General features: G+C 73.2%; 15 protein-coding genes. 7 read left to right on the plus strand and 8 right to left on the minus strand.

The window, feature by feature from the left end; genetic code table 11:
* Window positions 1-15: 15 nt before the first annotated feature.
* From AB0B41_RS14185 to AB0B41_RS14195, 3 genes are read right to left on the minus strand one after another with little or no spacing between them, the layout of a single operon-like run.
* Window positions 16-858 (minus strand): MBL fold metallo-hydrolase, encoded by an 843-nt coding sequence (locus AB0B41_RS14185; RefSeq protein WP_358202808.1) that lies wholly within the window; start codon window positions 856-858, stop codon window positions 16-18.
* A gap of 15 nt (window positions 859-873) precedes the next feature.
* Window positions 874-1,662, minus strand: a complete 789-nt coding sequence (locus AB0B41_RS14190) for a carbon-nitrogen hydrolase family protein (RefSeq protein ID WP_358202810.1) — start codon at window positions 1,660-1,662, stop codon at window positions 874-876.
* A gap of 4 nt (window positions 1,663-1,666) precedes the next feature.
* Window positions 1,667-2,329, minus strand: coding sequence for a TetR/AcrR family transcriptional regulator (locus tag AB0B41_RS14195; RefSeq protein ID WP_358202812.1), 663 nt, complete (start codon window positions 2,327-2,329; stop codon window positions 1,667-1,669).
* A gap of 77 nt (window positions 2,330-2,406) precedes the next feature.
* On the opposite strand from AB0B41_RS14195, the gene AB0B41_RS14200 reads away from it, so the two are divergent.
* Window positions 2,407-4,215 (plus strand): acyl-CoA dehydrogenase, encoded by a 1,809-nt coding sequence (locus AB0B41_RS14200; protein ID WP_358202814.1) that lies wholly within the window; start codon window positions 2,407-2,409, stop codon window positions 4,213-4,215.
* On the opposite strand, the gene gabP is transcribed toward AB0B41_RS14200, so the two are convergent.
* Complete coding sequence (gene gabP, locus AB0B41_RS14205) at window positions 4,152-5,576, minus strand: GABA permease (RefSeq protein WP_358202816.1); 1,425 nt, start codon at window positions 5,574-5,576, stop codon at window positions 4,152-4,154. The two genes, AB0B41_RS14200 and gabP, sit on opposite strands and share 64 nt — an antisense overlap.
* Before the next feature lie 100 nt (window positions 5,577-5,676).
* Here gabP and AB0B41_RS14210 point away from each other — a divergent pair, with 100 nt between their 5' ends.
* The 3 genes from AB0B41_RS14210 to AB0B41_RS14220 all read left to right on the plus strand — a co-directional run bounded on the left by AB0B41_RS14210 (window position 5,677) and on the right by AB0B41_RS14220 (window position 7,793).
* Window positions 5,677-6,225, plus strand: coding sequence for a dihydrofolate reductase family protein (locus AB0B41_RS14210; RefSeq protein ID WP_358202818.1), 549 nt, complete (start codon window positions 5,677-5,679; stop codon window positions 6,223-6,225).
* A gap of 35 nt (window positions 6,226-6,260) precedes the next feature.
* Window positions 6,261-6,416, plus strand: coding sequence for a hypothetical protein (locus AB0B41_RS14215; protein ID WP_358202821.1), 156 nt, complete (start codon window positions 6,261-6,263; stop codon window positions 6,414-6,416).
* Between the two features lie 603 nt (window positions 6,417-7,019).
* On the plus strand, window positions 7,020-7,793 hold the full coding sequence (locus AB0B41_RS14220) for a hypothetical protein (RefSeq protein WP_358202822.1): 774 nt from the start codon (window positions 7,020-7,022) through the stop codon (window positions 7,791-7,793).
* A gap of 891 nt (window positions 7,794-8,684) precedes the next feature.
* Here AB0B41_RS14220 and AB0B41_RS14225 read toward each other — a convergent pair.
* Window positions 8,685-9,449 carry an acetoin reductase gene (locus AB0B41_RS14225; RefSeq protein WP_358202825.1) on the minus strand — a complete coding sequence of 255 codons (765 nt, stop codon included), beginning with the start codon at window positions 9,447-9,449 and terminating at the stop codon, window positions 8,685-8,687.
* Entirely contained in the window at window positions 9,446-10,513 is a 1,068-nt protein-coding gene (locus tag AB0B41_RS14230) for a 2,3-butanediol dehydrogenase (RefSeq protein ID WP_358202827.1), read from the minus strand. Before AB0B41_RS14230 ends, AB0B41_RS14225 begins: the two co-directional genes overlap by 4 nt.
* A 65-nt stretch (window positions 10,514-10,578) precedes the next feature.
* On the opposite strand from AB0B41_RS14230, the gene AB0B41_RS14235 reads away from it, so the two are divergent.
* Window positions 10,579-11,658, plus strand: a complete 1,080-nt coding sequence (locus AB0B41_RS14235) for a methyltransferase domain-containing protein (protein WP_358202829.1) — start codon at window positions 10,579-10,581, stop codon at window positions 11,656-11,658.
* A 41-nt stretch (window positions 11,659-11,699) separates the two neighbouring features.
* On the opposite strand, the gene AB0B41_RS14240 is transcribed toward AB0B41_RS14235, so the two are convergent.
* Window positions 11,700-13,217, minus strand: coding sequence for a catalase (locus AB0B41_RS14240; protein ID WP_358202832.1), 1,518 nt, complete (start codon window positions 13,215-13,217; stop codon window positions 11,700-11,702).
* A 217-nt stretch (window positions 13,218-13,434) separates the two neighbouring features.
* On the opposite strand from AB0B41_RS14240, the gene AB0B41_RS14245 reads away from it, so the two are divergent.
* Both AB0B41_RS14245 and AB0B41_RS14250 read left to right on the plus strand, forming a co-directional pair.
* Window positions 13,435-13,584, plus strand: a complete 150-nt coding sequence (locus AB0B41_RS14245) for a hypothetical protein (RefSeq protein ID WP_358202834.1) — start codon at window positions 13,435-13,437, stop codon at window positions 13,582-13,584.
* Between the two features lie 110 nt (window positions 13,585-13,694).
* A complete protein-coding gene (locus tag AB0B41_RS14250; RefSeq protein ID WP_358202836.1) occupies window positions 13,695-15,359 on the plus strand; it encodes a helix-turn-helix domain-containing protein in 1,665 nt (554 codons plus the stop codon).
* Here AB0B41_RS14250 and AB0B41_RS14255 read toward each other — a convergent pair.
* The gene (locus AB0B41_RS14255) at window positions 15,356-16,171 is read right to left on the minus strand and encodes a DUF2182 domain-containing protein (protein ID WP_358202839.1); all 816 of its coding nucleotides are present in this window, start codon (window positions 16,169-16,171) and stop codon (window positions 15,356-15,358) included. The genes AB0B41_RS14250 and AB0B41_RS14255 overlap by 4 nt on opposite strands.
* Window position 16,172 lies beyond the last annotated feature (1 nt).

Consider the following 16,172-nt stretch of genomic DNA (forward strand, 5'->3'; position numbering starts at 1 on the left):
CCACCGGCGCCCGGGTCAGTCCTCGGCCACGAACCGGTAGGCCTCGCCGTCGCGCACCACGTGGCCCGCGCTGCTGCCGGCGAAGTGCGTGCCGAGCACCAGTGCGTCCGCGGACGCCACCTCCTCCAGCAGCGCCCGCCGGGTCGCCCGCGCGAGGTCTGGGTCGCCGTCGCCGGTCGCCGTCCAGTCGGGGTGCCGGCACTGGATCGGGTGGTGCAGGACGTCGCCGGTGATCACGCACCGGTCGCCGATCCAGACGCTGAGGTGGCCCGGTGTGTGTCCCGGCGTCGCCCGGAGCCGGACCTGACCGGCGAGCGGGAGGTCGCCCTCGACCGCATCGACGAGCCCCGCGTCGAGCACCGGCCGGACGGAGTCGGCGAACGCCGGGGCGTGCAGCGGGTCGTCGGAGCGTCCCCACGCGTCGAGGTCGGCCGCTCCGAGGAGGTACCGGGCCCGCGGGAAGGTGGGCACCCACTCGTCGTCGACGAGGCGGGTGTTCCAGCCGACGTGGTCGAGGTGCAAGTGCGTGCAGACGACCGCGTCGACGCTGTCGGGCGCGAAGCCCTCCACCACGAGATCGGCCAGGTACGGGCCGGTGCGGTGGTCGAACTCGGGGATCAGCGGGCGGACCTTCCCGTTGCCGCAGCAGGTGTCGACGACGATGCGCCGGCCGTCCGCCTCGAGCAGATAGGAGTGCAGGCTCATCCGGTACCGGCCGTGGGCGTCGACGAAGTCGAGCGCGAGGTCCGGTTCCGCGGCCACGTCGGCCGGCGTGGCCTCGGCGAAGAAGTCGACCGGGAAGGGCATCACGTGCTCCACCACCCGGCTGATCCGCACACCGTCGACGGTCCACGACATCGCGCCCACCCCTCTCTAGAACCGGCGGTTCGCCAGGACGGGGATGGCCTTGCGGGCCGCGTCGACCTCGTCCAGGTCGACGTCGGCCACGAGCAGACCGGGCTCCTCCCCCAGCTGCGCGACCACCGCGCCGTACGGGCTCGCCACCAGGCTCGCACCGATCCCCGTCGGCGCCTTCCCGCGCTCCCGGCCGACGGTCTCGGGGTCGGCCTGGTCGCAGGCGGCCACGAAGGCCGTCGAGTCCAGGGCCCGGGCGCGCACCAGCAGGTCCCACTGCTCCCGCTTGCCCGGCCCCGCGCCCCACGACGCCGGCGCCAGGACCAGCTGCGCCCCGCGGTCGCCCAGCTCCTGGTACAGGCCCGGGAAGCGCAGGTCGTAGCAGGTGGTGAGGCCGAGCGTGCGGCGGTCGACCTGGATCGTGCGCAGCCCCGTGCCCGGGGCGACGGTGTCCGACTCGGCGAACCCGAACGCGTCGAACAGGTGGATCTTCTCGTAGGACGCCTCGACCCCGCCGCCGGTGACCAGGAGCGTGTTGTGCACGCGCCCGTCCTCGGCCGGGGTGAACATGCCGGCGACCACGGTGACCCCGGCGTCCTCGGCGATCGCCCGCACCCGGTCCGCCCACGGGCCGTCGAGCGGCTCGGCGACGGGACCCAGCTTCACGCCGAAACAGCACATCGTGGCCTCGGGGAACACCACGAGCCGTGCACCGGCCGCGGCGGCCGCGCGGGCCCCGTCGGCGACGAGCCCGAGGTTCTCCTCCGGCGAGGGGGTCGAGACGATCTGGGCCAGGGCGATCCGCATGGCCTCAGGCTGGCATCCCGAGCATGCGGCCCGCCAACCCTGCGTACAGCAGGCCCAGCGCGTCGGGCGTCCACGGCCCGTCCGGGACGAACCACCGGGCGACGTCGATGCCGAGGGAGAGCACGGCGGCGCCGGCCCCGCGGACGTCGGGCACGGTGACCGCGCCCGCCTCGACACCGCGGTCGATCACCCCGCGGACGACCCGCTCGGTGTCCCGGCGCAGCTCCGCGACCACCTCGGCGTGCGCGGCGGTGAGCGCGCCCTGCTCGTACTGCACGACGCGGGCGGTGGTGCGCTGTTCGGCGTGCCAGCGGGTGAACGAGTAGACCAGCACCCGCATCGCCGCGGCCGGGTCGGGCTCGGCCGCGGCCGCCCGGACCAGCTCGAGCGCGATGGTGTGCCCGCGCCGGCTGAGCGCGAAGAGCAGCTCCTCCTTCGAGGCGAAGTGCACGTACAACGCGGCCGTGCTCAGCCCGGAGCCCTGGGCGATGTGCTTGAGCGAGGTGCCGTGGAAGCCCCGCTCGGCGAAGGACTCCAGTGCGGCCCCGACGATCGCCCGCTGCGTCGCCGTCGCCCACTCCGCCCACAGGTCGAGGCCGGCGAGGATCCGCTCGCCCGCCGCCGTCGTCGCCCCGGTGTCCTGCCCGGCCTCGGTGACCCGCACCATCACCCGCTCCTCTTGACGCCGCCGCCCGTGGCGCCCACTCTACTTACTGATCGATCAGTAACCACTCGGGAGCGACGATGCCACGGGGCGACCGCGACCTCATCCTGTCCCGCCACGACGTGCGGTTCCTGCTGCACGACTGGCTGCACGTGGAGGAGCTGACCAAGCGCGAGCGGTTCGCCGAGCACTCGCGCGAGACGGTCGACGCCGTGCTGGAGCTGGCGGCCGACCTCGCCGCGGAGCAGTTCGCGCCGCACAACAAGCGCAACGACGCCGAGGAACCCGAGTTCGTCGACGGGCGGGTCCGGTTGCACGAGGAGGTCGCGCCCGCCCTCCGGGCCGCCGCGGAGGCCGGCCTGCTGTCCGCGACCATGGACGCCGAGGTGGGCGGGCTGCAGCTGCCCCACGTCGTCGGCACGGCGGTGCAGGCGTGGTTCCACGCCGCCAACATCGGCACCTGGGCCTACGCCATGCTCACCGTGGCAAATGCCAACCTGTTGCAGGCCCACGGCACGCCCGAACAGATCGCCACGTGGGTGCCGCCGATGCTCGAGGGCCGCTTCCACGGGACGATGTGCCTGTCCGAGCCGCAGGCCGGGTCGTCGCTCGCCGACATCACCACCCGCGCCGAACCGCAGCCCGACGGCACCTACCGGCTGCGCGGCACCAAGATGTGGATCTCCGGCGGCGAGCACGAGCTGGGCGAGAACATCGTGCACCTGGTGCTGGCCAAGATCCCGGGCGGCGCGGCCGGGGTGAAGGGCATCTCGCTGTTCCTGGTGCCCAAGTACCTGCTCGACGCGGACGGGCAGCCGGGCGAGCGCAACGACGTCGCGCTGGTCGGGCTGAACCACAAGATGGGGTACCGGGGCACCGTCAACACCCTGCTCAACCTGGGCGAGGGCGCGCACACCCCGGGCGGCGAACCGGGGGCGGTCGGGTACCTCGTGGGCGCGGCCGGCGGCGGGCTGGCCGCCATGTTCCACATGATGAACGAGGCCCGCATCGGGGTCGGGGCGGGCGCCGCCGCGCTCGCCTACACCGGGTACCTGAAGGCGCTGGACTACGCGAAGTCCCGCCCGCAGGGCCGTCCGGCCGGGGCCAAGGACCCGGCCGCGCCGATGGTCCCGATCGTGCGGCACGCCGACGTGCGTCGGATGCTGCTCGCGCAGAAGGCCTATGCCGAGGGTGCGCTCGCGCTGGTCCTCTACTGCGGCCTGCTCGTCGACGAGGAGCGCACCGCCCCGACCGAGGCGGAGCGGGTCCGGGCGCACCTGCTGCTCGAGACGCTCACCCCGATCGCCAAGAGCTGGCCCTCGCAGTGGGGCCCGGAGGCCAACTCGCTGGCCATCCAGGTGCACGGCGGCTACGGCTACACCCGCGAGTACGACGTCGAGCAGCACTACCGGGACAACCGGCTCAACCCGATCCACGAGGGCACCCACGGCATCCAGGCCGCCGACCTGCTCGGCCGCAAGGTCGTCATGGCCGGCGGTGCCGGGTTCACCGCGCTGCAGGAGACCCTGTCCGCCACGATCGCGCGGGCGACCGACGCCGGCGGGGACGCCGCCGAGCACGGCGCCGCGCTGCGGGCCGCGCTGGACCGGCTCGTCGAGGTCACCGCCGTGCTGCACGCCCACCCGGACACCGAGGAGCGGCTGGCCAACGCGTCGGTCTACCTCGAGGCGGCCGGGCACGTCGTCGTCGCGTGGATCTGGCTCGAACAGCTGCTGGCCGCGGCCGGGCGGGACGACGACCTCGGCCGCGGCAAGCGCGCCGCCGCCCGGTACTTCTTCCGGTTCGAGCTGCCGAAGGTCGGCCCTCAGCTGGACCTGCTGGCCTCGCTCGACCGGACCTCGCTCGACACCGACCCCTCCTGGCTCTGAGCGCGGTCCGGCCCGGCGCGGCGGGTGAGCACGATCCCCAACACGACCACGGCCACGGCGATCAGCGCCGTCATCGCCAGGTCGAAGCGGGAACCCTCGCGGAAGGCCATGTAGACCAGGATCACCGGGATCACGACGATGACCGCCCAGGTCAGCGCGGGGTAGGCCCACATCCGCACGGGGAGCGCGGCGTCCTCCCGCTCCAGCCGGCGGCGCATCCGCAGCTGCGACACGGCGATCACGAGGTAGACGAGCAGCGCGATGGCCCCGGACGTCGCGAGGAGCGTCGAGAAGACCTCTTCGGGGAAGACGTAGTTCGCGATCACGGTGAGGAAGCCGACGGCCGTCGAGGCGAGCACCGCGATCCGCGGGACGCCGCCCGCGGTGGTGCGCATGACCGCCCGCGGGGCCTGCCCGCGGCGGCCGAGCGAGTAGATCATCCGCGACGCGGTGTAGAGCGCCGAGTTCAGGCAGCTCGCGACGGCGACCAGCACCACGACGTCGACCATCAGCTTGGCGCCTGGGACGCCGATGGCGTCGAGCGCGGTCTGGTACGAGCCGTTCTCCGGCAGCCCCGGGTCCGTCCACGGGACCAGGGCCACGACCAGCAGGATCGAGGCCAGGTAGAACACGGAGATCCGCCAGATCACGGAGCGCGTCGCCCGGCCGATCTTCTCGGCCGGGTTCTCGGACTCCGCCGCTGCGATGGTCACGATCTCGGTGCCCATGAAGCTGAACATCGTGATGAGCACGGCGGCGACGACGGCGCCCACGCCGTTGGGCAGGAAGCCGCCGCTGTCCCACAACCGGCTGACGCCGCTGACCTGCGTGCCGGGCAGGATCCCGAGCACGGCCAGTACGCCGACCACGATGAACGCGACGATCGCGACCACCTTGAGCAGCGCGAACCAGAACTCGAACTCGCCGTAGTTGGCCACGTTGAACAGGTTCGTGACCGTCAGCAGCAGGGTGATGACCAGCGCCCACGTCCACTGCGGGACGGCCGTGATCCACGAGTTGAGGATCGTCGCGGCCGCCGTCGCCTCGACGGGGATGACCAGCACCCAGAACCACCAGTACAGCCAGCCGACGCTGAACCCCGCCCAGCGGCCGATCGCGCGGTCGGCGTAGGTGGAGAAGGAGCCGGAGTCCGGGGTCGCGGCCGCCATCTCGCCGAGCATCCGCATCACGAGGACGACCAGCAGCCCCGCGAACGCGTAGGCCAGCAGCACCGCCGGCCCCGCGGTCGCGATCGCCGCGCCGGAGCCGACGAACAGGCCCGCCCCGATCACGCCCGCGATGCTGATCATCGTGACGTGCCGGTCCTTCAGTCCTGCGCTGAGCTGCGAGTCCCCCGCCATGCCGACTCCCTTCGACCGCGTCACCCGACCGTGCGTCGGGAATCATCACGCCGCGCAACGGTCCGCGCAGCGCGAAGCCGGGCCTGGCACTGTCCGGGGCATGGCCCGTGTTCTGTACTCCGCCGCCATGTCCCTCGACGGCTACATCGCCGGTCCCGGCGGCGACATGGCCTGGCTCGCACGACACTTCGGGCCGGATCCCGACGCCGAGGAGCTCGCGTCGGGAGCCGGCGCGCTGCTCGTCGGCGCCCGCACCTACCGGGGCGACGACCCCAACGCCGGCACGGACGCCGAGGGCGCCTTCGGGGGCACGTGGTCCGGGCCGACGATTGTCGTGACCCACCACCCCGACGCCGCGCCGCCCCCGGACGTCACGTTCGTCGGGACCGTCGAGGAGGGGCTGGACCGGGCGCGCGCTGCCGCCGGGGACCGGGACGTCCACATCCTGGGCGCCGACCTCGCGCGGCAGTGCCTCGCGCTCGGCGCCGTCGACGAGGTCGCCGTGTCGGTGGTGCCGGAGATGATCGGCGACGGGGTGCGGCTGTTCCACGAGACGGGCGGGATGTCCGTGCAGCTGGAACGAACGCGGCTCACGGGCCTCCCCCACACCACCACGCTCTGGTACCGGGTGGTCCGGTCCCGGCCGTAGGACGTGTGGTGGCTGATTCCCCCTACGCTCGGCCGATGCTGCTCGACGCGCACCGTCAGCGCGCCCACGCGGTCAGGATGGACTGGGGACTTCCCGGTGCGGTCGCGGTCGCAGCCGGCTGCGACGTGGCCGTCGTCGTCGACGTCCTCAGCTTCACCACGGCCCTGACGGTCGGTCGCCACGGTCCCTGACCGACCTGCGCGCGGCCCTCCGCCGCTGCGCCAGCGGTCGGGAGCTCCTCGACCTGGGCCACCCCGACGACGTCGACACAGCCGCCGAGCTCGATCGGAGTCGATCGGTGCCGGTTCTGCGGAACGGCGCCTACCTCGCGGTCTGAGCCGGGATCGTCCACCGAGCATGGGGTTGCGGAGAGCAGGCCGGACGTCGACGTTCCGCCCCTCGGGACGGGTGGGCGCAGTGGGCGGCTGGCTCGCCCCGCGCTCGATCCGACTGCCCGGCCCAGTGCGCGGGGTGTGGGTTCCGAGACCTGTCGCACAACCGCGGCGCCAGGGCACGCTCCGGACGGACCCGACAGCGATCACGACGCCCGTGATCATCGAATGCGTGCAGTCAGGGCACCCCGCCTCACCCTGGCTGCACCGGATCGCCGATCACGACCTCACGAACCGCCACGGCGACAGCGCCACGCCACAACCCCACCAGCACACGTCCGACGACCAGCGCCGCCCCGCACCACCAGGGAGCGCCGGACGACACCGACTGTCGGGCCGGAGGAGCCGCCGTCGACCCGACTGACGCACGAAACTGTCGGGGATCGAATATATGTTCGATCCGTGCAGCAGGTGGTGGCTCTTCCCGAGGACCTGGCGGCGATGCCGCCCGGCCCGGAGCTGGCTGCTGTCCTGGCGGCGATCGATCTCGCGGAGACGGCGAACGAGGACCTGCCGGTGTTGTTGCAGGCCCGGTACCGGCAGGTCGCGCACGAGCAGGCCGGGTTGTACGAGGTGATGGCGCAGATCGCCGTCGGGGCCCCGGAGCGCTGGTACTCCGCGGCGCGACGGGCCCGCCCACAGAAGTACTGGTCGGACGAGGTCCGCGCCGCGCTCACCTGGACCCGCCGAGCGGCGGAGTACCAGACCGAGCTGGCCTGGGTGCTGCACGCGCACCTGCCGTCGGTCGCCGAGGCACTCCGTTCCGGCGTGATCGCGACCGGATCGTCGCGGAGTTCCTCGCCCGCGCCGCGGCGGAGGAGGCGGGCGGCGGCCACGCCGATCAGGGCGCGTCTGCTCAGATCGACGCGGAAGCCGGGAGCAGGACCGACACGGCTGCTCGCGCGGGCTCCGCCGCCACCGCTGGGGGAGCGGGCGATCGCGGCGTCAGTCGGAACGGCGGCAGCACCGATGGCGGCGTCGAGTGGGATGCCGACGCCGCCGGCGACCGGGACCTCGACGACAGCGGTGACGGCGACGGTCGTGACGTCGCTGCAAGCACGACTGCCACTGGCTCCACTCCTGCGGCAGCGCCTGAGGTGGGAGCACTCGGAGATGCTCCCCTGGACGAGTCCGCCGACGACTCCCGGCGGGGCATTCATGTGCGGGCTGCGCTGAGCACCCTGCTGGGGCACGACGAACGGCACGTCTCCTTGCCGGGTCAGGGCCCGATTCCCGCCTCGGTGGGACGACAGGTGGTGATCCGACAACGCAGAGCGCTGTGGCGGTTCGCCCTCGTCGACCACCAGGGCCGGTTCGTCAGAGGCGGAGTCGTGCGGGCACGTCCGTCACCGTCGACCGATCCGCCACCATCGGACCGCACCGGCAGCGGACCGCCGGGCGGCCTCGTCGACATCGTGATCACCGAGGCGGAGCTCGACCTCCTCCTCGGACCGAGGGCCGGCGGACCGTCGGATCCGGTACCGGACGCCGGCGGGCACGACTGGCGTCCTGTCCTGTCCGCGATCCGCCGCGCCCTCGACCGTCCCGAGAGCCCTCCCGGGAACCCCGAGGACGACGCACGCCGACGCTTCCCTCGCGCCGGACTGCGCCGCCACGTCCAGCTGCGCGACCAGACCTGCACCTTCGTCGGCTGCCGCGCCCGCCGAACGGGCCGATCTCGACCACACCGTCGACCACGCGCGCGGCGGTCGCACAGCAGACGACGACCTCGGCCCAGCGTGCCGCCACGACCACGGCCTCAAGCAGGCGGGCTGGACGCTCGACCAGCCCGAGCCGGGCGTCTTCCGGTGGAGGAGCCCGCTCGGCCGGACCTACGAGACGACCTCGGAGCCGCTGCTGCCCGAACCGCCCCCGGACATCGCACACGGCCCCGACGCCGACCTCGACCGGCCGCTCCTCGTCCGGCCCGACGACGAGGCCTGCGGCATCGTCGAAGCGGTCCGGGCCGAGCCCGAGGCGCTCGACTCGGCGGACCCGGCACCGGTCGACCTCGACGGGGAGCCGCCCATCGACCCGAAGGGCGGCGACGCTCTTGCAGCCCGACCCCTACACCATCACGATTCCGCCGTCGATCATCACCGACTGGCCGGTCATGTAGTCCGAGTCCGGGCCGGCGAGGTAGGAGACGAAGCCGGCGACGTCCTCGGGCGTCTGGACCCGCTTGAGGGTGATGAGCTCGGTGTACTGCTTGAGCGTCTCGCCCCGCTCGTTGCCCAGGTAGGGGCCCATCTTCTCGTCGATGAGGTCCCACATGTCGGTGCCGACGATGCCCGGGCAGTAGGAGTTGACCGTGATCTTGTGCGGCGCCAGCTCCTTGGCCCCGGCCTGGGTGAGGGCACGGACGGCGAACTTCGTGGCCGAGTAGTGACCGAGGAAGTCGAAGCCCGCGTGCCCCGCGATCGAGGCGGCGTTGATGATCTTCCCGCCGCCGTGGTCCTTCATGTGCTCGGCGGCGGCCTGGATGCCGTAGACCACGCCGAAGACGTTGACGTCGAACACGGTCCGCAGGTCCTCGGGCGTGAGCTCGAGCAGGGTCTTGACCTGCGCGATCCCGGCGTTGTTGACCATCACGTCGAGGCCGCCGAGCTGGGCGACGGTGGCGGCGACGCCCTCGAACACCGCGTCCCGCGAGGTCACGTCGAAGGGCAGCGCGACCGACGACCCGCCGGCGTCGGCGATCTCCCCGGCGACGGACTCGGCGTTGGCCTTGTTCACGTCGTTGACGGCCACGGCGTGCCCGTCCTTCGCCAGCCGCAGGGCGATCGCCCGGCCGATCCCACGTCCGGCCCCGGTCACCAGCGCGACGGTCATCCCAGGACCTCCTTCGGCGAGATGAGGATCTTCACGTTCTCCTCCTTGTTGTCGATCAGCTCCCGGAAGCCGCCGGACACGATGTCCTCGAGCCCGATCCGTCCGGTGATGAACTGGGCGGCGTCGACCTTCCCGTCGCGCAGCAGCGCGATGGTGTCGGGGTGGTCCCCGCAGTAGGCGAGCGAGCCGATCAGGTTGACCTCGCTCATGACCAGGTCGTTCACGGCGACCTGCGGGACGTGGCCCCAGATCGCCACGTTGACGACGGTGCCGCCGGGGCGCACGGAGCCGATGGCCGAGGCCAGCACGGCGTCGATCCCGGCGCACTCGAAGGCGACGTCCGCACCGCCGCCGGTGAGGTCGAGGATCGCGGCCGGGGCGTCGTCGGCGATCGGGTCGATGATCACGTCCGCGCCCGCGGGCGTGGCCTTGGCCTTGCGCGCCGCCGCTGGCTCCACGACGACGACCTGCGAGGCGCCCGCAGCCTTGAGGGCCGCGGTGGTGACCAGCCCGATCGGGCCGGCGCCGTAGACCACGGCGGTGCCGCCCTCGCGCAGCCCGGACAGGCGCACGGCGTGGTAGCCGACGGCGAGGGGCTCGACGAGCGCGCCCAGGTCCGTCGGCAGGTCGCCGAGCGGGTGTACCCACCGCTGGTCGACCACGCAGCGCTCGGCGAAGCCGCCCTGGTCACCGGCCAGCCCGACGAACCCGAGGCTGCGGCAGATGTTGTAGCGGCCCGCCTTGCAGGCCACGCACTCCCCGCACACCCAGTACGGCTCGACGGCGACCCGGTCGCCCTCGCTCACGCCGGTCACCCCGGACCCGACGGCCGACACCACGCCGGCGAACTCGTGGCCGAGCACGACCGGCATCTCCACACCGGTCAGCGGGTGGGGCTCACCCTTGTTCGGGATGAAGATCGGCCCCTCGAGGAACTCGTGCAGGTCGGTGCCGCAGATGCCGCACCAGTCGACCGACACCTCGACCTGGCCCGGCCCCACCACCGGGTCGGGGACCTCGTCGATGCGGATGTCGCCGGGACCGTGGAACCGCGCTGCTCTCATGTGTCCACGGTCACGCCGGAGCGAGGCCCTGGGCAACGGTTGCAGCGAGGTTGCAGGATCACCCCATGACCACGAGTGCGGACACCGACGTCCCCGACCGACGCGCGGTGCGCGAGTTCGCCCGCCACCTCTTCGGCGTCTACACCGCCGGCGGGCTGACGATGATGATCGACCTCGGGCACCGCACCGGGCTGTTCGAGGCCGCGGCGCGGGGGCCGGCGACGTCGGCCGAGCTGGCGGAGCGGGCCGGGCTGCAGGAGCGCTACGTGCGCGAATGGCTCGGCGCCATGGTCACCGGCGGGATCATGACGTTCGACGACGGGCGGTACACCCTGCCGGCCGCCCACGCCGCCGCGCTCACGGGCCCCGGCTCGAAGAACATGGCGCCGATGGCGGCGATGGTGCCGCTGCTCGGCCGCAACCTCGACGCCGTCGCCGAGGTCTTCCGCAGCGGGGGCGGCCTGCCCTACGACGCGTTCGCGCCCGACTTCACCGGCGTGATGGACCAGCTCAACCGCCGCCCGCTCGACGAGCTGCTGGTCGACGCCTGGCTCCCGCTGGTGCCCGGGCTGACGGAGCGGCTGACCGCGGGCGCCCGGGTGGCCGACGTCGGGTGCGGGACCGGGCACGCGATGGTGATCCTCGGGAAGGCGTTCCCGGCCTCGACCTTCACCGGCTACGACATCGCCGACGACGCGCTCGAGCACGCCCGCGCCGAGGCCGCCGCCGAGGGCCTGACGAACGTGCGGTTCGAGCGCGCCGACGCCGCCGCCTTCCGCCCGGCCGAGCCCGTCGACGTCGCGTTCGCCATCGACGCGGTGCACGACCAGGTCGACCCGGCCGCGGTGCTGCGCGGGATCCACGACGCGCTGGTGCCCGGCGGCCGCTTCGTCATGGTGGACATGGCGGCGGCGACCGACCTCGCCGACAACGTCGGCAACCCCTTCGCCCCGTGGATCTACACGATCAGCACCCTGCACTGCATGACCGTCTCGCTCGCCGGCGGCGGCGCCGGGCTGGGCGCGGCGTGGGGGAAGGAGCTCGCGGTGCGCATGCTGGGCGAGGCCGGGTTCGGCGAAGTCACGGTGGCCCCGGCGCCGGGCCAGGCGCTCAACCTGATCTACGCGACGGAGCGGCCGGGCTGAGCCCGGCCGCCCCGTCACCCCCGGGTCCCCCGGGGCGGTCCTCAGGCCTTGGCCTGCATGCTCTCCCGCGCGGGGTTGCCCTGGTCGTCCGCCTTCGGGTCCTTCTCCGCGCTCTTCTCCCGGACGCCGGCCTCGATCCGGTCGCCGATCTCCTTGTCGATGTTGTGCCAGTACTCGAACGCGCGCTCGAGGATCGGCTCCGAGACACCGTTGAGCAGGTGCCCGACCACGTTGTCGACCAGGCGGCCGCGGGCCGCGTCGTCCATCACCTCGCGGACGAGCGTGCCGGGCTGACCCCAGTCGTCGTCCTCGGCGTGGTCGACGTAGGCGGTGCGCATGATGTCGCCGTCCGCCTGCCAGGTCGGGACGTGCTGCGAGGTGTCCGCGGCCGGGCCGCCGTAGGAGTTCGGCGCGTACACCGGGTCGGAGACCTTCTTGACCCGCATCGCGCCGTCCTTGGAGTACGAGTGCGTCTCCACGACGGGGGCGTTCACCGGGATCTGCTGGTAGTTGCCGCCCAGGCGGTGGCGGTGCGCGTCCGCGTAGGAGAACAGCCGGGCGAGCAGCATCCGGTCCGGCGACGGCCCGATGCCCGGCACCAGGTTGTTGGGCTGGAACGCGATCTGCTCGATCTCGGTGTGGTTGTCCGTGGGGTTGCGGTCCAGCGTCATCCGTCCGACCTCGGTCAGCGGGTAGTCGCCGTGCGGCCACACCTTGGTCAGGTCGAACGGGTTGAAGCGGTACGTCTTCGCGTCCTCGTACGGCATGATCTGCACGTACAGGGTCCAGGACGGGTACTCGCCGTCGCGGATGTGCTCGAACAGGTCGCGGGTGTGGTAGTCCGTGTCCGCCGCGGCCATCTGGTCGGCCTCGTGCTGGGTGAAGGTCTGGATGCCCTGGTCGGTCTTGAAGTGGTACTTGACCCAGAACTCCTCGCCGGCGGCGTTGATCCACATGTAGGTGTGGCTGGTGTAGCCGTTCATGTGCCGCCAGGTGCGCGGGATGCCCCGGTCGCCCATCAGCCAGGTGACCTGGTGCGCGGACTCGGGCGAGAGCGTCCAGAAGTCCCACTGCATGTCGTGGTCGCGCAGGTTGTTGTCGGCGCGCCGCTTCTGCGACCGGATGAAGTGCTGGAACTTCATCGGGTCCTTCACGAAGAAGACCGGCGTGTTGTTGCCGACCATGTCGTAGTTGCCCTCGGACGTGTAGAACTTGATCGCGAACCCGCGGGGGTCGCGCCACGTGTCGGGGCTGCCCCGCTCGCCCGCCACCGTGGAGAAGCGGATGCCGAGCTCGGTCCGCGTGCCGGGCTGGAAGAGCGCCGCCTTGGTGTAGGCGCTCACGTCGTTGGTGACCTCGAAGTACCCGAACGCGCCGCTGCCCTTCGCGTGCGGCTGGCGCTCGGGGATGCGCTCCCGGTTGAACTGCGCCATCTGCTCGATGAGGTAGCTGTCCTGGAGCAGGATCGGGCCGCCGGGGCCGACGGTCAGCGAGTGCTCGTCGCTCTCGACCGGTATACCGGCGTCGGTGGTGGTGGGGTTCGGGCGCGTGCTCGTCACGGGGTGCGCCTCCTCGTCGATCGCTCGATGTGGCTCGCGTGGTGGGCGGGCCGGCGGCGCCGGGCGTGCCGCCACCATCGGTGGGCGTACCCGCCCCCGCGCGCGCGACACCTCCGCCACCGCTCGTCGACGCCTCCGGGTCCGCGTATCGCCGGGCTGCATACCGGGCTCGTTGCGGGGGTAGAGACCGTCTGGCCCGAGCACGGAGGTGTGCGTGATGGTCGACGACGACCGGCTCCCCCAGAACGACGACGCGACCGTCCCCGCGGCGCTCGCCACGGTGATGTCGATGGACGAGGACCAGCTGTGGGACGTGGTGCGGTCGCTGGCCGAACCCGCACGCGGCGAGCTGCGCGCACTGTCCTGACCTCGCGGATCCTCACCCTTCGTCGAGGTGATCGGCCTCCCGGCGCCGTGTAGCGTCGGACGTCCGACGGCGACGGTGCTGCGCGGCGGTGCGCGGGCGGTGATCAACGGATGATCGACAGGGACCGGGAGCGGCTGCTCGCCGGCGAGGTCGGGCGGATCCCGCGCCGGGCCGAGATAGTGGAGTCCTGGCGGCGTTCGCGGCTCTCCGGCGTCGACCCCGACCAGCTCGAGCTGCCGCAGGCGCCGCCGGAGCAGAGCCGCTTCAGCCGCACTGCGACCCCGGTGCTGGAGGCCGCGGCGGACACCCTGGTCGGCGCCGACACGAGCCTGCTGCTCACCGGCCCCACCGGCACGGTCCTGTGGCGCTGGACGGACACGGACGACCTGCGCCGCCGGCTCGACCGGCGCTCGGTCGTGGTCGGCACCCAGTGGGCCGAGGAGCACGTCGGCACCAACGGGATCGGCACGGCGCTCGAGACCGCCCGCCCCGTCGTCGTGACCGGCGCGGACCACTACTCCGGCGCGTTGCACGGGTTCAGCTGCGCGGCCGCGCCGGTGCGGCACCCCATGACCCGGCGCGTGCTCGGCGCGCTGAACATGACCTGCCGTGCCGAGGACGCGAACCCGCTGGTCCGGCCCACGCTGCTCAAGCTCGTGCGGGAGATCGAGGCCGAGCTCTACGGCACCAGCAGCGCGCGCGAGCGCGAGCTGTTCCGGCACTACCTCAGCGCCCGGCGGCGCAGCGCGGCGGCGGTCGTGGTGCTCGACGGCGACATCCTCATCGCCAACCGCGCCGGCGCCCGCCTGGAGCTGGACCACCGGGCCTGGTGGGCCCGGGCGCAGGACGAGCTGGCCGGCGCCACCGAGGTGACCGTCCCGGCCGGACCGCACGGGCCGGAGGTCCGCTGCCGCACCGTGACCTCGGCGGGCCGGACCGTCGGCCTGATCGTCACGGTCCCGGAGGCCGGTGAGCGGCCCGCCGTACCCACGAACCTGCCGGCCGCCCCCGCGTCGGGCGACGGGCTCGCCGACACCGTGCGCCGCCGGCTCGGGGGCGAGCCGCTGCTCGTGCACGGCGAGCCGGGCACCGGCAAGACCACCCTGCTCCGCGGCCTGGGCCTCGCGGTGCACGACGCCGCGCGGGTGCCCACGACAGGCCTGCCGGCCTGGCTCGACGGGGTGCGGGCCGCCCTGCGGGACGGGGTGGCCCTGCCCCGTCTCCACACGCTCGACGACGCGGCCTGTGCGGCCCTCGGCGCGCTGCTCGACGACGTCGGCCATCCTGCCCGGATCGGCGGCACCTGGTCGGGCGACCCCGCCGCGGCCGGCCCGGCCCAGCAGGCGCTGCTCGACCGGTTCGGCCTCGACGCCGTCGTCGTGCCGCCGCTGCGCAGCCGGGCCGACGAGATCCCCGCGCTGCTCGACGGTCTGCTCGACGCGCTGACGGTCGACCGCCGTGCCCCGCGGCCCCGGCTCACCCCCGCCGCGACCGAGCTGCTGCGCCGGCACCCGTGGCCCGGCAACCTCCGCCAGCTCGCGGGAGTGGCGCGCTGGCTGGCCCGGCAGGACCGCGCCGTCGTCGACGCCGACGACCTGCCCGCCCGGCTCCGTGCCGACGCCCCGCGGACCCGGCTGACCCCGATGGAGGCCGCCGAGGCCGACGCCATCCGGGAGGCCCTGCGGGACTGCGGGGGCAACAAGGTCGCGGCCGCCGCGCAGCTGCAGATCGCCCGGTCCTCGCTCTACCGGAAGCTGCGGGAGTACGGGATCTAGGACATGTCGTCCATCGGTGCGGCGCCGGGCACGGTGAGCGCCGGCACCGCGTCGGGGGCGACGAGGAGCAGCACGCCGAGCGCGAGCAGCAGGACCGCCGTCGCGTAGGTCGTGATCCGGCGCCACGGCAGCGTCTTCTCGAGGGTGATGAGCCCGGCGACGGCGGCCATCCAGGTGATGCTCATGACCCCCAGCGCGAACAGCGACGCCATGAGCGCCCAGCAGCACCCGACGCACCAGGCCCCGTTCTTCGCACCCATTCGCACGGCACCCCAGGGGCCCTCGCGCCAGGAGGTGAGCAGGAACCCGAGCGGGCTCGTGCACTTGGCGAGGCAGACGTCCTTGAGCGGCGTCAGCTCGTACACGGCCGCGACGACGAGGGTGACCCCGGCGATCCACCGTCCCGCACCGTCCCACGCGGTGAGGTCCCCGGGGACGTACCTGGCCGTCGTGGCGATCGCGAAGGCAACCAGGCCCGCACCGGTCCAGGTCAGGACGTACCCCGCGGTGAACAACAGGGGGGACACCGGGGACCGCTCGCGGGTCAGGCGGGAGTACAGCGCGACGGTCGGGGAGACCGCCGGGAACATCATCGCGGCCATCATCACGACCCAGATGCCGAGGAACCAGCCGAGCTCGCCCAGGCCGGTCCACGGCCCCTCGTCCATACCCTGCATCCGGCCGGCCGTCCACCACCAGGCGAGCGCGGCGAGGGCGAAGAGGACGACGACCAGTCCGAGCCGGGCCCGGACGGCGGCATAGGCCGGCGCGAGACCGCCGGTTCGGCCGGGGTCCTGCGCCGGAGCGCTCATC

Source organism: Pseudonocardia sp. NPDC049154 (assembly GCF_040648315.1).
GTDB lineage: Bacteria > Actinomycetota > Actinomycetes > Mycobacteriales > Pseudonocardiaceae > Pseudonocardia.

Excerpts from the sequence above, each read along its gene's own strand:
- AB0B41_RS14185 (WP_358202808.1), bottom strand. The coding sequence starts at position 858 with ATGTCGTGGACCGTCGACGGTGTGCGGATCAGCCGGGTGGTGGAGCAC.
- AB0B41_RS14190 (WP_358202810.1), bottom strand. The coding sequence starts at position 1,662 with ATGCGGATCGCCCTGGCCCAGATCGTCTCGACCCCCTCGCCGGAGGAG.
- AB0B41_RS14195 (WP_358202812.1), bottom strand. The coding sequence starts at position 2,329 with ATGGTGCGGGTCACCGAGGCCGGGCAGGACACCGGGGCGACGACGGCG.
- AB0B41_RS14200 (WP_358202814.1), top strand. The coding sequence starts at position 2,407 with ATGCCACGGGGCGACCGCGACCTCATCCTGTCCCGCCACGACGTGCGG.
- gabP (WP_358202816.1), bottom strand. The coding sequence starts at position 5,576 with ATGGCGGGGGACTCGCAGCTCAGCGCAGGACTGAAGGACCGGCACGTC.
- AB0B41_RS14210 (WP_358202818.1), top strand. The coding sequence starts at position 5,677 with ATGGCCCGTGTTCTGTACTCCGCCGCCATGTCCCTCGACGGCTACATC.
- AB0B41_RS14215 (WP_358202821.1), top strand. The coding sequence starts at position 6,261 with ATGCTGCTCGACGCGCACCGTCAGCGCGCCCACGCGGTCAGGATGGAC.
- AB0B41_RS14225 (WP_358202825.1), bottom strand. The coding sequence starts at position 9,449 with ATGACCGTCGCGCTGGTGACCGGGGCCGGACGTGGGATCGGCCGGGCG.
- AB0B41_RS14230 (WP_358202827.1), bottom strand. The coding sequence starts at position 10,513 with ATGAGAGCAGCGCGGTTCCACGGTCCCGGCGACATCCGCATCGACGAG.
- AB0B41_RS14235 (WP_358202829.1), top strand. The coding sequence starts at position 10,579 with ATGACCACGAGTGCGGACACCGACGTCCCCGACCGACGCGCGGTGCGC.
- AB0B41_RS14245 (WP_358202834.1), top strand. The coding sequence starts at position 13,435 with ATGGTCGACGACGACCGGCTCCCCCAGAACGACGACGCGACCGTCCCC.
- AB0B41_RS14250 (WP_358202836.1), top strand. The coding sequence starts at position 13,695 with ATGATCGACAGGGACCGGGAGCGGCTGCTCGCCGGCGAGGTCGGGCGG.
- AB0B41_RS14255 (WP_358202839.1), bottom strand. The coding sequence starts at position 16,171 with ATGAGCGCTCCGGCGCAGGACCCCGGCCGAACCGGCGGTCTCGCGCCG.